Annotated in this window: 15 protein-coding genes; 12 read left to right on the top strand and 3 right to left on the bottom strand. The window is 60.1% G+C overall.

Features of this window, described 5'->3' with window-relative positions; translation table 11 throughout:
- Positions 1–24 precede the first annotated feature (24 nt).
- The 3 genes from J5276_RS11635 to J5276_RS11625 form a co-directional block, all read right to left on the bottom strand.
- On the bottom strand, positions 25–909 hold the full coding sequence (locus tag J5276_RS11635; protein ID WP_112154749.1) for a 4-(cytidine 5'-diphospho)-2-C-methyl-D-erythritol kinase: 885 nt from the start codon (positions 907–909) through the stop codon (positions 25–27).
- A gap of 6 nt (positions 910–915) precedes the next feature.
- Entirely contained in the window at positions 916–2760 is a 1845-nt protein-coding gene (locus tag J5276_RS11630; RefSeq protein WP_065703924.1) for a tetratricopeptide repeat protein, read from the bottom strand.
- Positions 2761–2951: 191 nt separating this feature from the next.
- Entirely contained in the window at positions 2952–3968 is a 1017-nt protein-coding gene (locus tag J5276_RS11625; RefSeq protein WP_003515172.1) for a polyprenyl synthetase family protein, read from the bottom strand.
- Positions 3969–4079: 111 nt separating this feature from the next.
- On the opposite strand from J5276_RS11625, the gene J5276_RS11620 reads away from it, so the two are divergent.
- From J5276_RS11620 to J5276_RS11565, 12 genes are all read left to right on the top strand, one after another.
- Complete coding sequence (locus J5276_RS11620; protein WP_112154748.1) at positions 4080–4310, top strand: DUF2007 domain-containing protein; 231 nt, start codon at positions 4080–4082, stop codon at positions 4308–4310.
- Between the two features lie 6 nt (positions 4311–4316).
- Entirely contained in the window at positions 4317–5117 is an 801-nt protein-coding gene (locus J5276_RS11615) for a tRNA1(Val) (adenine(37)-N6)-methyltransferase (protein ID WP_112154747.1), read from the top strand.
- An 87-nt stretch (positions 5118–5204) separates the two neighbouring features.
- Positions 5205–6074: a S49 family peptidase gene (locus J5276_RS11610; protein ID WP_041694304.1), complete on the top strand. Its 870-nt coding sequence runs from the start codon at positions 5205–5207 to the stop codon at positions 6072–6074.
- A 20-nt stretch (positions 6075–6094) separates the two neighbouring features.
- A complete protein-coding gene (locus J5276_RS11605; RefSeq protein ID WP_003515179.1) occupies positions 6095–6289 on the top strand; it encodes an NfeD family protein in 195 nt (64 codons plus the stop codon).
- Between the two features lie 100 nt (positions 6290–6389).
- Positions 6390–7352, top strand: a complete 963-nt coding sequence (locus J5276_RS11600) for a glycine--tRNA ligase subunit alpha (RefSeq protein WP_013635520.1) — start codon at positions 6390–6392, stop codon at positions 7350–7352.
- A 78-nt stretch (positions 7353–7430) separates the two neighbouring features.
- Positions 7431–7982 carry a LemA family protein gene (locus J5276_RS11595; RefSeq protein ID WP_025592535.1) on the top strand — a complete coding sequence of 184 codons (552 nt, stop codon included), beginning with the start codon at positions 7431–7433 and terminating at the stop codon, positions 7980–7982.
- A gap of 84 nt (positions 7983–8066) precedes the next feature.
- Positions 8067–9344 (top strand): 3-phosphoshikimate 1-carboxyvinyltransferase, encoded by a 1278-nt coding sequence (locus J5276_RS11590; RefSeq protein ID WP_111804409.1) that lies wholly within the window; start codon positions 8067–8069, stop codon positions 9342–9344.
- Positions 9345–9367: 23 nt separating this feature from the next.
- On the top strand, positions 9368–11305 hold the full coding sequence (locus J5276_RS11585; protein WP_112154746.1) for a DUF2207 domain-containing protein: 1938 nt from the start codon (positions 9368–9370) through the stop codon (positions 11303–11305).
- Positions 11306–11403: 98 nt separating this feature from the next.
- Positions 11404–13557, top strand: coding sequence for a glycine--tRNA ligase subunit beta (gene glyS / locus J5276_RS11580; RefSeq protein ID WP_003515188.1), 2154 nt, complete (start codon positions 11404–11406; stop codon positions 13555–13557).
- A 41-nt stretch (positions 13558–13598) separates the two neighbouring features.
- Positions 13599–13943, top strand: a complete 345-nt coding sequence (locus J5276_RS11575) for a type II toxin-antitoxin system RelE/ParE family toxin (protein WP_112154745.1) — start codon at positions 13599–13601, stop codon at positions 13941–13943.
- A gap of 1 nt (position 13944) precedes the next feature.
- Positions 13945–14259: a DNA-binding protein gene (locus J5276_RS11570; protein WP_003515190.1), complete on the top strand. Its 315-nt coding sequence runs from the start codon at positions 13945–13947 to the stop codon at positions 14257–14259.
- The gene (locus J5276_RS11565; protein WP_112154744.1) at positions 14259–14744 is read left to right on the top strand and encodes a DUF523 domain-containing protein; all 486 of its coding nucleotides are present in this window, start codon (positions 14259–14261) and stop codon (positions 14742–14744) included. Before J5276_RS11570 ends, J5276_RS11565 begins: the two co-directional genes overlap by 1 nt.

The following is a 14744-nucleotide window of genomic DNA, read 5'->3' as shown; positions in this document are numbered from 1 at the left end:
CCTTATCCTCGAATTGTGTTGTCTTCAGATGGTCCGCGTCGCCTGAAAATACCAGCCGGGGCGCTTGTTTCGAAGCGATGTTTCCGCTTTTCGGGCGGCCTCGAAGGAATGAAATAGTCCAAAACAGGTGGCACCCGAACCGGACATGCGCACAAGGGAAGCGCCTTCCTGCGACAGCATACCGGCGATTGCGCCGATATCCGGCAGGAGCGCCTTGGCGGGGACTTCCAGATCGTTGCGGCTTTGCGCCAGAAAATCCATCCAGCCGCCTTCTTTCCGCTCCGGCAGGGGCGGGTTGGCCTTGTCGAGCAATCGCCGAAAAATCTCCGGCGTCGAGACTGCTTTCAGAGGGTTGGCCAGCACCAGAAAGAATTCCGGCAGATCGGAGACCGGCTCGATATCCTCGCCGATACCTCGTGCGATGAGTGGACGGCTTTGAAGGCACATCGGCACGTCAGCGCCAAGCGCAAGCGCGATGGGTGCGAGATTTTCAGAAACAATCCCGGCATTCCAGTGCCGCAACAGCGCCCGCAGTGTCGCTGCCGCATCCGCTGAGCCGCCGCCAATGCCGGAGGCGACCGGCAGGTTCTTTTCGAGATGGATGGCAACCGGGCGCGCCGATTGACCTGCCGCCACAAGCGCATCACGCAAAAGGTCTCTGGCACGGACGACGAGATTGTTGCCGCCATCGCCTGAGCGCAGCAGATCGCCAAACGGGCCGGAGATGGAGAAAGTGTCGGCATCGGCATCGCGAACATGGATCGCGTCGCCTGCTTCGGTGAAGGTCACCAGCGTCTCGAGCAGATGATAACCATCTGCCCGCTGACCGGTTACATGCAGTGCCAGATTGATCTTGGCCGGGGCCGCCTCGGTTGTTTCGACAGCCCCGGTAATGTCATCCGCGCGCATGTCGCGTCAGGATTTCTTGTCCGGGGCAGGGGCAACAGGGGCCGGTGCTGGCGGAGCCGGCGGCTGCGGCGCGGCCTCCTTCTTGGCGGTGTTTTCGGCGTCCTTTTCCAGCGGCGGCAGGCCGTTGGCAATCTTTTCCTTCACCTTGGCCTTGTCCAGATCGTCATTGTCGCCAATCAGCGCGCGGTTCCACTGATACACGGCCTCGATCTTGCGACCGACACGCCAGTAGGCATCGCCCAGATGATCGTTGATGGTCTGATCGCCGGCCTTGAGCTCGATTGCCCGCTCCAGTTCGGTGACGGCCTGGTCAAACGCGCCCAGCCGGAAATGCGCCCAGCCAAGCGAGTCGACGATATAGCCGTCATTCGGCCGAAGCTCGACCGCGCGGCTGATCATCTTCATCGCTTCGTCGAGGTTGATACCTTTGTCCACCCAGGAATAGCCGAGATAGTTCAGCACCTGCGGCTGTTCCGGGTTGAGTTCGAGCGCACGCTTGAAGTCCGGCTCGGCCTTGTCCCATTCCTTCAGGCGCTCATGGGCGATGGCGCGCTGGAAGAACACGGTCCAGTCCGACTTCTGCGGCACGGCACCGATCACCTCGACAGCCTTGTCGTAGTTTTCGGCCATGGCCTTGTAGTCCTTGGCGTCGGAAAGCACGCTGCCATAGGCGAGGTAAGAACGGATATCCTTCGGATCGGATTGCAGCAGGGATTGCAGGTGGTTGCGCGCTTCCTCCACCTTGCCCGTCTGCGCCAGCGTCAGCCCGAGCTGCAGCTCGGAGATGCGGTGCATCGGCGAATCCTTCGGCACGTCGCGGTAGAAGGCGATGGCGCGGTCGGGCTGTTTCATCGCCTCGGCAAGTCCGCCGAGAAGGATCAGCGTATCGGCGCTTTGCGGATCGAGCGCACGCGACGTCTGAAGGTAAAGCGTGACGATCTCTTCGGCACCTTCGCGGTTCAGCGCGCCCGCGATGGAAAACATCACGGAAGCCGCGCCTTCAACGGCATTGGTGATCTGCTGCGGCGGCTTCTCGCCCTTCTCGATGGATTGGCGAAGCGCTTTGAGCGGCGCATAGTTCGGCGCAAAAGTGTCGCCGACCGCAATTGCGTCCAGCGCCTTCTGCTTGTTGCCGGCTGAAGCCTCCAGCCGTGCAAGCGCCATCACCGCGCGCATATAGGTGTCGGAAGCGGTTGCCCCGCCTTCACGATCCGTCACGGCCTCATTGAGGCTCTTGCGGGCAGCATCTGTGTTGCCGGAGACAAGGGCGATCGCCGCGGCATTGTATTTCTGGAAAATCGAAATCCAGCCCGGACCCTTCATGTTGTTGACGAGGGCCAGCGCTTCCTTGGGCTTGCCTGAACCGGCGCGCGCCCATGCCGTCAGAAGCGTGTTGACCATGCGGTCGAGATCGTTCGGGCCGGTATATTTCAGGATTTTCTCGGCTTTGACGAATTCCTTGTCCTTGATGGCGTCGAGGCCGCGCACGATGGTCGTCACGCGTTCGACGGAGGTATCGTCCTTCATCGAATCGGCAATCTTGGCGCCAGCCTCGAAATTGCCGCTCAACAGTTCGGCGATCATCAGGCGCTGGCGGATTTCCGAATTGGCCGGATCGAATTCCAGCGCCTTCTTGTAGAGCGAAATCGCGGTGGGGTAATCCTGATCGACATCGGCATTGCGCGCGGCAAGGAATGCGCCGGAGAAGGTATTTACCTTGGCAGGATCGAAAGTAACGGCCTTGGCGTCCGTTTTCGTCTCCGCAAAGCCGGGGCTTGCACCCGCGCCAAGTGCGAGAGCGGCGGCAAGAGCCGCGCTGCAGAGAAGACGAAGTGCTGGTTTACGCCGCATGAGGGAACCTTTGCCTTTGTGCAGAAGCACGGAAAAATCAGTTTCCATTGTTTGGTCACGATAGAATGGCTTTTTTGAAGCAACCCCGCAAGAAATTATGGCCCGCGCCACAATCTACCCTTGCGGGACACCCAGTCCGAAACAGCGGCGGACGGTCTTGTCCATCCGCCGTTTGCCTGAGGCCTCCAGCGTCAGTTGAGACGCTCGATGCAGAAGTCGATGACTTCCAGAAGCGCGTTTTTCCACGGGCTTTCCGGCAGCGGTGCAAGCGCATCGCGGGCAATGGTGCCGTAATGCGTGGCCCGGCCGATCGTATCGCCAAGACCGTTGTATTTGGTGATGAGACCGAGCGCCTTTTCGAGGTTTTCGTCGCTGCTTTCGCCGTTTTCGATGGCGTTGCGCCAGAAGGCGCGCTCATCCTGCGTGCCGCGGCGATAGGACAGGATGACCGGCAGGGTTATCTTGCCCTCACGGAAATCGTCACCCGTATTCTTGCCGAGATCGGCGGATTTGCCGCCGTAATCCAGCACGTCGTCAACGAGCTGGAAGGCGAGGCCGAGATTCATGCCGTAGGATTTCAGCGCGCTGCGGCTTGCCTTGTCGGTTTTGGCGACGATGGGGCCAACTTCCGCGGCCGCTGCAAAAAGGGCGGCCGTCTTGGCGCGAATCACCTGCAGATAATCGTCCTCGGTCGTCTCCATGTTCTTGGCGACCGAAAGCTGCAGCACTTCGCCCTCGGCGATGACCGAAGCGGCGGTGGACAGCACGTCGAGCGCATCCAGCGAGCCGACATCCACCATCATGCGGAAGGCTTGGCCGAGCAGGAAGTCGCCGACGAGAACGCTTGCCTGGTTGCCCCAGATGGTGCGGGCGGTGGACTTGCCACGGCGCAGATCGCTTTCATCCACCACGTCGTCATGCAGCAGCGTCGCCGTGTGCATGAATTCCACGCTGGTGGCGAGCTTGATATGGTGGTCGCCCTCATAACCGAACATCGAGGCAGAGGCCAGCGTCAGCATCGGCCGCAGGCGTTTGCCTCCGGACGAGATCAGATGGTTAGCCACCTCAGGTATCATCTGGACATCGGAACCGGCTCTGGAAAGGATAAGCTGGTTCACCCGTTCCATGTCGGCACGGGTCAGGTCGACAAGCGGCTTGACGGATGCGAGTTTGTTTTTGCTTTCTTCAAGCGGTATGACGACGCCCAAGGGACAGGACTCCTGTTCGAATTTGAGTTCGACAATAAAAACTGGCGCCTGTCGCGGCAAGGGGCGAATTGCCGCTAGCCATTCAAAAAAATGGGAATTTGGGGCTTATCCATGCGTGAACTGATCCGTACCAACGATGCCGTGCTGTTATCCTTCGCCGAAAGCCTGATGAAGGACGCTGGCATCCATTGCCTTGTCGCCGATCAGGCAATGAGCATTCTGGAAGGATCGCTCGGTCTTTTGCCCCGACGGTTGCTGGTGGAGGAAGACCGCGCCGGTGAGGCCCGCCGCATTCTCGTGGATGCCGGTCTGGGCGACGAATTGCGCAACGAAGAGGCGTAAACGAACGTGGGCGGCGAGATTTCGGAAACTTTGGATGCGTTTCACCGGGGCCGTTTTCACATTCTCCAGCCCAAGGGCAGGGGGCACCGCGCCGGCATGGACGCCATGCTTCTTGCCTCGATGGTGGCAGACGAGCGCGCCTGCCGCATAGCCGATCTCGGCGCGGGCGCGGGCGCGGCAGGTTTCGCGGTTGCCACGCGGCTTGAAAAGGCCGAAGTGACCCTGTTCGAACGTTCGCCGGAAATGGTGGAATTTGCCCGCCGCAGCCTGGCATTGCCGCAAAATGCCGCTTTTTCCGCCCGTATCAGCGTGCGTGAGGCCGACGTGACACTGCGTGGCAAGGCGCGCGTCGAGGCCGGACTGCAGGACGGGCATTTTCACCACGTCATCATGAACCCGCCCTATAATGATGCAGGTGACCGCCGCACGCCCGATGCGCTGAAGGCTGAGGCCCACGCCATGACGGAGGGCCTGTTCGAGGACTGGATCAGGACCGCAGGTGCGATCACGGTTCCAGGCGGGCAGCTTTCCCTTATTGCACGGCCGCAATCGGTGACGGAGATCATTGCCGCCTGTGGCAGCCGTTTCGGCGGCATCGAGATCACACTCATCCACCCACGCCCCGGTGAGGACGCGGTGCGCATGCTCGTAACGGCGATCAAGGGGTCACGGGCGCGGCTGTCGTTCCGGGCGCCGCTCGTCATGCACGAGACCGGCAGCCATGCCTTCACGCCCATCGTGGATGACCTGAATAATGGCCGCACCGCCTATCGCCGTAATGTAAAGGCAATCGGGCCTGGCCTATAAATTCGCCGTTCCTCCGGCCGCAAACCATTGTGTTTCGCAGGGCAATACATACATCCGTGACGAACAGGCAAATGCTGCGAGGAGTGAATTGTGGGTTTTCTGAAGTATCTGGTGCCGAAACGCTTTCGCAAAAAAGAACTCGTCATCCCGGTTGTGCGCATGCATGGCGCCATCATGGCTGGCGGCAACCAGTTCCGCCCCGCTCTCAATCTTGCCTCCTATGCACCGCTGCTGGAAAAGGCCTTTGCCGTCAAGGACGCGCCAGCTGTCGCCATTTCCGTGAATTCTCCCGGTGGCTCGCCGGTGCAGGCGCGAATGATCTATAATCGCATCCGCCAGCTTGCCGAGGAAAAGGACAAGAAGGTCCTGATCTTCGTTGAGGATGTGGCGGCCTCCGGTGGCTACATGATCGCGCTTGCCGGCGACGAGATCATCGCCGACCCCACCTCCATCGTCGGTTCGATCGGCGTCGTTTCCGGTGGTTTCGGTTTCCCGGAAATGTTGAAGAAGATCGGGGTGGAGCGCCGCGTCTATACGGCCGGCGAGAACAAGGTCATCCTCGATCCCTTCCAGCCGGAAAAAGAGGGCGACATCGAATATCTGAAGTCGCTTCAGGTCGAAATCCACAATGTTTTCATCGATATGGTCAAGATGCGCCGCGGTGCAAAACTGAAGGGCGATGAGACGGTCTTCTCCGGCCTGTTCTGGACCGGTATGCGTGGCCTGGATCTCGGCCTGATCGACGGCTTGGGCGACATGAGGGAAGTTCTGCGCCGCCGTTACGGGACGAAGGTCAAGCTTCAGCTCGTCACCGGCGGGCGCTCGCTGTTCGGCAAAAAAGTGCCGGGCGTGAATGCGGCACTCGGCCTCAATGCCGAAAGGCTTGCGGCAGGCGCCGTCTCGGGACTTGCGGAAGTTGCCGAAGAAAAGGCATTGTGGTCGCGTTTCGGTCTATGATGTCGCAGGAATAGGGCCTTATGGCGCAGCTTATTACAATTGTTCTTCTGGTGGTGGGATCCGTCATCCTCTACCGCCGCTTCGTTCGCGATGCGGAAAAGCTTTCGGCAAAATCGAAGCAGCGCGAAAAGGAACGCGAAACCGGCGCCATCGGCACGCTGATCAAGGATCCCGAAACCGGCGAATACCGCGTGAAGCGTGAGGATGAGACGTAAGCCGGTGTCTCCACGCATAAATCCTTGACCCCTTCGCCATGCCGTGGCACCAGTCCGCATCCGAAGTAAGTCAGTGCTTACTTATCCTCACAACGCCGCGATGACTGCAATGACCGATATTCCAGACCATATGAACCCCAAGCGTTCCTTTCAGGCGCTGATCCTGACGCTGCACAATTACTGGGCCGACAAGGGCTGCGCGGTATTGCAGCCCTATGATATGGAAGTGGGCGCGGGTACGTTTCATCCGGCAACGACGCTGCGCGCGCTGGGCCCGAAGCCGTGGAAGGCTGCCTATGTGCAGCCCTCGCGCCGGCCTTCCGATGGCCGCTACGGTGAAAACCCCAACCGTTTGCAGCATTATTACCAATATCAGGTCATTCTGAAGCCCAACCCTTCCAACCTTCAGGAACTCTATCTCGGTTCGCTGAAGGCCATCGGTCTCGATCCGCTGCTGCATGATGTGCGCTTCGTCGAAGACGACTGGGAAAGCCCGACGCTCGGCGCCTGGGGTCTCGGCTGGGAGTGCTGGTGCGACGGTATGGAAGTGTCGCAATTCACCTACTTCCAGCAGGTCTGCGGCATCGAATGCTCGCCGGTTGCTGGCGAACTGACCTACGGTCTGGAGCGTCTGGCCATGTATGTTCAGGGCGTCGACAATGTCTACGACCTCAACTTCAACGGCCGCGAGGGTGAAGAGAAGATCTCCTATGGTGACGTCTTCCTGCAGGCCGAGCAGGAATACTCCCGCCATAATTTCGAATTTGCCGACACCGGCATGCTGCATCGCCATTTCATCGACGCGGAAAAGGAATGCCTGGCGCTTCTCGCTGCGGGCGCGCCGGGTGATGATGACAATCAGCGCCTGCATAAATGCGTGTTCCCGGCCTATGACCAGTGCATCAAGGCAAGCCATGTCTTTAACCTGCTAGATGCGCGCGGCGTGATCTCGGTGACGGAACGCCAGAGCTATATCCTGCGCGTGCGCACGCTGGCAAAAGCCTGCGGCGAAGCCTTCCTGCTCACGGATGCGGGCGGGTTGAACTGGAACAGGGCCGCCTGAACCTTTATGTAAGGCGGGGCAACAGTCTAACGTGCGGGTGCCGTTGCGGCGCTCGCGCCTCTTGAGGAGGGGTCGGGAATGTTCATCACGCTGGCAATCATCGCGGCAATCGCGCTCTATGTCGTCTTCATCTATAACGGGCTCGTCAAGGCGAGGCAGATGAAGGAAGAGGCGTGGTCGGGCATCGACGTGCAGTTGAAACGCCGCGCCGATCTCATTCCCAATCTCATCGAGACCGTGAAGGGCTACGCGGCGCATGAAAAAAGCACCTTCGAAGAGGTGATTGCCATGCGCAACCGGGCCCAAGCCGTGCCGGCTGGCGATGTCGAAGGCCGCGCCCAGGCGGAAGGCATGCTATCGCAGGCGCTCGGCAAGCTCTTTGCGCTCGCTGAAGCCTATCCTGATCTGAAAGCCAACACGAACTTTCTGGAATTGCAGCGCTCGCTGGAAACCATCGAGGGCGAACTGCAGATGTCGCGCCGTTATTACAATGGAGCCGCGCGCGATCTGAACGTCAGGGTGGAAAGCTTCCCATCCAATCTGATTGCCGGCCAGTTCGGTTTTGCCAAGGCACCCTATTTCGAGATCGACAACCCGGCAGACCGCGCCGTGCCGACCGTGAAATTCTAAGGCGACCGTTCCCCGGGTCCAAATCCTCCCGCCGACATTCCTGTATCCTGGCTCTCTGCCGCATTCTTTGACAAGACGACGATCATGATCGAACTGACCATCACCCCGCCCGGCCACCCGCTTTCCGGCAAGGTAGAGCCACCCGGCTCCAAATCCATCACCAACCGCGCGCTTCTGCTGGCTGGCCTCGCCAAGGGAAAAAGCCGCCTAACCGGCGCTTTGAAGAGTGATGATACGCTCTATATGGCCGAAGCCCTGCGCGCCATGGGAGTTAAGGTGACAGAACCTGACGCCACGACCTTCGTGGTGGAGGGTACAGGCGTGCTTCAACAGCCGGAAAAGCCGCTTTTTCTCGGCAATGCCGGCACAGCCACGCGGTTCCTGACTGCGGCTGCAGCACTGGTGGATGGCGCCGTCATCATCGATGGCGACGAGCACATGCGCAAACGCCCGATCATGCCGCTGGTGGAAGCGCTGCGCGCCCTCGGCGTCGAAGCGGATGCGCCGACCGGCTGCCCGCCAGTTACCGTGCGGGGCAAGGGCATGGGTTTCCCGAAGGGCAGCGTCACCATCGATGCCAACCTCTCCAGTCAGTATGTGTCGGCACTTCTGATGGCGGCCGCCTGCGGCGACAAGCCTGTCGATATCATCCTCAAGGGCGAGGAAATCGGCGCGAAGGGTTATATCGATCTCACAACATCAGCCATGGAAGCTTTCGGCGCAAAGGTGGAGCGGGTCAGCAACGCCATCTGGCGCGTGCATCCGACCGGCTACACCGCGACCGATTTCCACATCGAACCGGATGCATCCGCCGCCACGTATCTCTGGGGCGCGGAGCTTCTGACCGGCGGTGCTATCGACATCGGCACGCCCGCCGACAAGTTCACCCAGCCGGATGCCAAGGCCTATGAGGTCATGGCGCAGTTTCCGCATCTGCCCGCTGAAATCGACGGTTCGCAGATGCAGGACGCCATTCCGACCATCGCCGTTCTCGCCGCGTTCAACGAAACGCCAGTACGTTTCGTCGGCATTGCCAATCTGCGTGTGAAGGAATGCGACCGCATCCGCGCCGTCTCGCTCGGCCTCAACGAAATCCGCAACGGTCTGGCGCATGAGGAAGGCGACGACCTGATCGTGCATGCCGATCCGGCGCTCGCTGGTCAGACTGTCGATGCCTCCATCGATACTTTTGCCGATCACCGCATCGCCATGAGCTTTGCGCTGGCGGCGCTGAAGATCGGCGGCATCGCCATCCAGAACCCTGCCTGCGTTGGCAAGACCTATCCGGGCTACTGGAAGGCGCTCGCCTCGCTCGGCGTCGACTATACCGAAAAGGAAAGTGCTGCCGAGCCGCAGCACTGAAACCGGCTGGAGGAGACCGCCCCGTGAAGACCATCGCCGCAAGACTTCTCGCGCTGCTTGTCTTCCTGGGCGCGACCTGCCCGGCCTTTGCGGAAGAATTCATCCGCTCCTATCATTCCGTCGTCGAGGTTGCGAAGAGTGGCGAACTGACGGTGACGGAAACCATCACCGCCCGTGCTGAAGGTCAGAACATCAAGCGCGGCATCTTCCGCGATTTCCCGCTTTATGCGCTGGATGCGAATAACCGACGCACCAAGGTGGATTTTAACGTCGTATCGGTGGAGCGAGACGGCGCGCCGGAGAACTGGCGCACCGAGAATATCGATGGCGGCATCCGCATTTATACCGGCAGCGCCGACCGTTTTCTTCCGACCGGCGAGCATATCTTCCAGATCACCTACACCACCGCCCGGCAGATCCGTTATTTCAGCGACTATGACGAACTCACCTGGAATGTCACCGGCAATGGCTGGCAGTTTCCGATGGGTGAGATTTCCGCCACCATCACTTTGCCACAGGGCGTGAAGGCCACCGATACTGCCGTTTTCACCGGTCCACTCGGTGCCAAGGGCAAGGATGCGCGCATTTTGAGCGAAGGCAACGAGGTGTTTTTTGCCTCTACCCGCCCGTTTTCAGTGGGCGAGGGCATGACAGTTGCCGTGAAGTTACCGAAGGGCGCCATTACCGCCCCCGACTCCTCCCAGGAGGCAGGTTGGTGGCTACGTGACAATCTTGCCATCCTGCTTTCGGGCGGCGGGCTTTTCGCAGTGCTGCTCTATTATCTGCGAGCATGGTTCGCGGTCGGCCGTGATCCGGCCAGGGGTGTAGTCGTGCCGCGCTGGGATGCACCGGAGGGGCTTTCGCCGGCTCTGGTCAATTACGTTGATAACAGGGGTTTTTCCGGCGCAGGCTGGACAGCGCTGTCCGCCTCCGCCCTTGATCTGGCGGTCAAGGGTTATGTCGTTCTGGAGGATCTGAAGAACTCCATCGTCATCCGCCGCACGCAAAAGCAGGCTGGGGTGGAGTTGCCGAGCGGGCAGAAGACGCTGTTGTCCTCCATCGGTGGTCCGGGCGAGACGCTCACCATCGACAAGGCGCATGGAACGGAAGTCGAAAAGGTCGGCAAGCAGTTTCGTGCGGCGATAGAGAAAGAGCACCGCGGCAAATATTACCGCAGCAATGCCGGTTACATCGTTTTCGGCATCTTCTTCAGCGTCGCCATCATCGTCGCGACGCTGGTGTTCGGTGATCTCGATGAAAGCGCCATTGCCGCCGTGCTGGTCTTCGGCTTTTTCGCCTTCTTCTTCAGCATCCTGTCGATCGGCATCGGCCGACAGTTCTCGCGTGGCGCGTCGTTGAGCAAGCGCATCGGCGGCATCGTCATGCTGGCCTTTGCCGGTTTTGTGGCTTTCTCGGTCATTGGCGGCATTGCCACGCAGATCCTGCTGGATGTGACGCATGACACCAAGTCGCTGGCGCTGGCCGCCATCGGCGGCATCGTGCTTACCAACGCGCTGTTCCTGTTCCTGATGGGTGCGCCGACGCCGCTCGGCCGCAAGCTGATGGACGGCATCGAGGGCCTCAGAACCTATCTGACGCTGGCGGAAAAGGACCGGATGAATATGGCGGATGCCCCCGCCATGTCGCCGCAGCATTTTGAGACATTGCTGCCCTATGCGGTCGCGCTCGGCGTGGAAAAACCCTGGAGCCGTACCTTCGAGACCTGGCTCGCGACAGCCGCCGCTGGTGCCGCCGCGGCAAGTTATGCGCCCGGCTGGTATTTGGGCAGCAATTACGGCAGCTTCGGAGACCGGATTGGTGGGTTCTCCACTTCCATGGCGAATACAATCGCTTCCACCATTCCCCAGCCTGTCAGCTCATCTTCCTCCAGCTTTTCAGGTGGCGGTGGCGGTGGTTCTTCCGGTTCGGGCGGCGGCGGCGGTGGTGGTGGCGGCTGGTAACGTCCACCGGCGGTAATTTAACCGATAGCTGATGACTTTTGCCGCTGGTCTTGCTAAGTCCGCGACACTCTTTTGCAACAGATTAAAGTCCTTATCCCATGCCCGATCTTCTGCTTGAACTTCGCTCCGAGGAAATCCCCGCACGCATGCAGCGCAAGGCGGCGGGCGATCTGAAGAAACTCGTCACTGACGCCTTGGTGGAGAGAGGGCTGACCTATGAGGGTGCGCGCGAATATTGGACGCCGCGCCGCCTCACGCTGGATATTCGGGGCCTCAACGCCCGCTCCGCCGATGTGCGTGAGGAAAAGAAGGGTCCGCGCACCGATGCCAACGAAAAGGCGATTGAGGGCTTTCTGCGCGGCGCTGGCCTTAATGATGTCTCCGAGGCTCAGGTCGTTTCCGATCCGAAGAAAGGCGATTTCTACATCGCCATCATCAACAAGCCCGGCCGCCCGGCGGAAGAGATCATCGCCGAGGTGATGCCCGGCATCATCCGCTCCTTCCCCTGGCCGAAATCCATGCGCTCCGGCCCGGCCTCCATGCCGAAGGGTTCCAGCTATGCCGGCATCGAAGGCAAGGGCTCGGAGAGCCTGCGCTGGGTGCGCCCGCTGCAATCCATCGTCTGCCTGTTCGGCCCCGAACATGACGAAACCCAGGTCATTCCCTTTGTCATCGACGGCATCGTCGCTGGCAACGTCACCTATGGCCACCGTTTCCATGCGCCGGGTCCGATCACCGTGCGCCGTTTCGAGGATTATGTCTCCAGCCTTGAAAAGGCGAAGGTCATTCTCGATGCCGACCGCCGCAAGGATATCATCCTGCACGATGCCAAGGATCTGGCATTTGCCAACGGCCTTGAGCTGGTGGAAGACGAAGGCCTGCTGGAAGAAGTCTCCGGCCTTGTTGAATGGCCGCAGGTGCTGATGGGCACTTTCGAGGAGGATTACCTGCAAATCCCGGCGGAAATCATCCGGCTGACCATCAAGACCAACCAGAAGTGTTTCGTCACCCGCAATCAGGGTGCGGAAGAGGGTCTTTCCAACCGCTTCATCCTGATCTCGAACATCGAGGCAAGCGACGGCGGTAAGGAAATCATCCATGGCAACGGCAAGGTCGTCCGCGCCCGCCTGTCGGATGCCCGCCATTTCTGGAACCGTGACCAGGGCGATCTGCCCGATCTGGAGACGCTCAAGGATTCGGCTGCGAAATTTGGCCTCGATCTCAAGAAGCCGCTCGACCAGCGCATGGCCAAGCTCGATGCGCTGAACGTTACCTTCCATGCCAAGCTAGGCACTCAAGGGCAGCGTGTGGCCCGCATTCGCGAACTGGCCAAGGCTCTGGCCCCCGTCGTCGGTGCCGATGCTGCTCTGGTGGACCGCGCCGTGGTGCTGGCGAAAGCCGACCTGCGCACCGAAGCCGTCGGCGAATTCCCCGAGCTTCAGGGCCTGATGGGCCGCAAATATGCGACCTTGCAGGGCGAAAACGAAAGTGTCGCCGCGGCGATCGAGGATCACTACAAGCCGCAGGGTCCCTCCGACCGCCTGCCAGCCGACAAGGTGGCGATCACGGTTGCTCTCGCCGACAAACTCGACACGCTCGTCGGCTTCTGGGCCATCGATGAAAAGCCTACCGGTTCGAAGGATCCCTTCGCACTGCGCCGTGCGGCGCTGGGCGTAGTTCGTATTCTGCTTGAAAAGAACGTGCGCCTGCCTCTCTTGAGCGTCGCGAAGGATACTGACCTTCTCTCCTTCTTCCACGACCGCCTGAAGGTCTATCTGCGCGATCTTGGCGCCCGCTACGATCTGATCGATGCAGTCCTGACACCGGAGTCCGACGACCTGCTGATGATCGCCCGCCGTGTCGAGGCGCTGACCGCCTTCATCACCGGCGAAGATGGCCGGAACCTGCTGGCCGGTGCAAAGCGCGCCACCCAGCTTCTGGCCGCAGAGGAAAAGAAGGGCACCGTGGTTGCGAACAGCGTTTCAGAAGAACTGCTGAAGCTCGACGCCGAAAAGGCGCTTTACGCGGCGATCAAGACCGCTTCCGCCGATGCCGCAAAGGCCGTCGAGACGGAAGATTTCCGCTCCGCCATGCAGGCGCTTTCGACACTTCGCGCGCCCGTCGACAAGTTTTTCGAGGATGTTCTCGTCAACGACGAGGACGCAGCCATCCGCGCAAACCGTTTGGCGCTGTTGAAGGCCATTCGTGAAGCCACCGGAACGGTTGCGGATTTCTCGAAGATTACGGGGTGAGGCAGGGTTGCCAATGGTAATGTTTATGTTACTATTGCTCCATGAAGGTCGTTGAATATCTGGACCCTAACGGATCGAGCCCATTTGAGCGATGGTTCGTGAAGATCGACGCGCGTGCAGCGTCGAAGGTAACGATGGCCGTGACCCGATTGGGGCAGGGCAATCTCTCCAACGTAAAATCCGTTGGCTCCGGTGTTCTCGAATACCGGATCGATTATGGCCCCGGATATCGTGTCTATTTCGGGCGTGACGGTGATGAGCTGGTGATATTGCTGATTGGTGGAACCAAGGCGCGGCAGCAGAACGATATCGAAGCGGCCAAGGCCTTTTGGCAGGATTATAAATCCAGAAAGGGTGCCCACAAGGGTGCCGGGATGGGTGATTGACATGGCGCTAACGCGGGAATTCAAACAGACAGTCAAGGCGAGGGCGGAAAAAGACCCAGCCTTCCGGGCGGCTCTCTTGTCGGATGCTGTGGAACTGTTGCTGGAGGGAGATGTCGAAACCGGCAAGTCGGTATTGCGAGATTTCATCAACGCCACGATCGGTTTCGAGACTTTATCCAAACACGTGGATGTGCCTGCGAAAAGCCTGATGCGCATGTTCGGCCCGAAGGGAAATCCCCGGGCCGATAATCTGTTTAGTGTCATTCAAGCGCTTCAGAAGAACTCGGGTATACATCTCGCTGTCGCAGCGGCCTGATGATCACCAAAATCCTAATCAGCGCCTGCCTTCTCGGCCAGCCGGTCAGATATGACGGCAAGGGCAAACCTCTCGTACACCCGGCGATAGACCGCTGGCGGGATGAAGGCAGGCTGGTGGCGATCTGTCCGGAAATGGCGGGCGGGATGCCCGTGCCGCGCCCGCCGGCAGAGATCGAGAAGGGAGCTTCCGGTCTCGATGTGCTGGAAGGCCGCGCCCGGGTGCTGGAAGTAACCGGCGGCGATGTCACGGCGGAATTTATTGCCGGTGCGGAAAAGGCGTTGGCCCTTGCTAAAGCCAATGGCTGCGCGCACGCGCTGTTGATCGACGGCAGCCCGTCCTGCGGATCGGTTGCGATCTATGACGGCTCGTTCTCCAGCATCAAGCATGCGGGCAATGGCGTGACGGCGGCGCTGCTTGAAAGAGCGGGAATTAGGGTCTTTTCGCCTGCCGATATCGACCGGCTGGATACTTTGACACGTTGA

The sequence above is a fragment of the Agrobacterium sp. S7/73 genome, assembly GCF_019355535.1.
In the GTDB taxonomy this organism is placed as follows: Bacteria; Pseudomonadota; Alphaproteobacteria; order Rhizobiales; family Rhizobiaceae; genus Agrobacterium; species Agrobacterium tumefaciens.
This window is presented reverse-complemented; position numbering and strand designations above follow the sequence as displayed.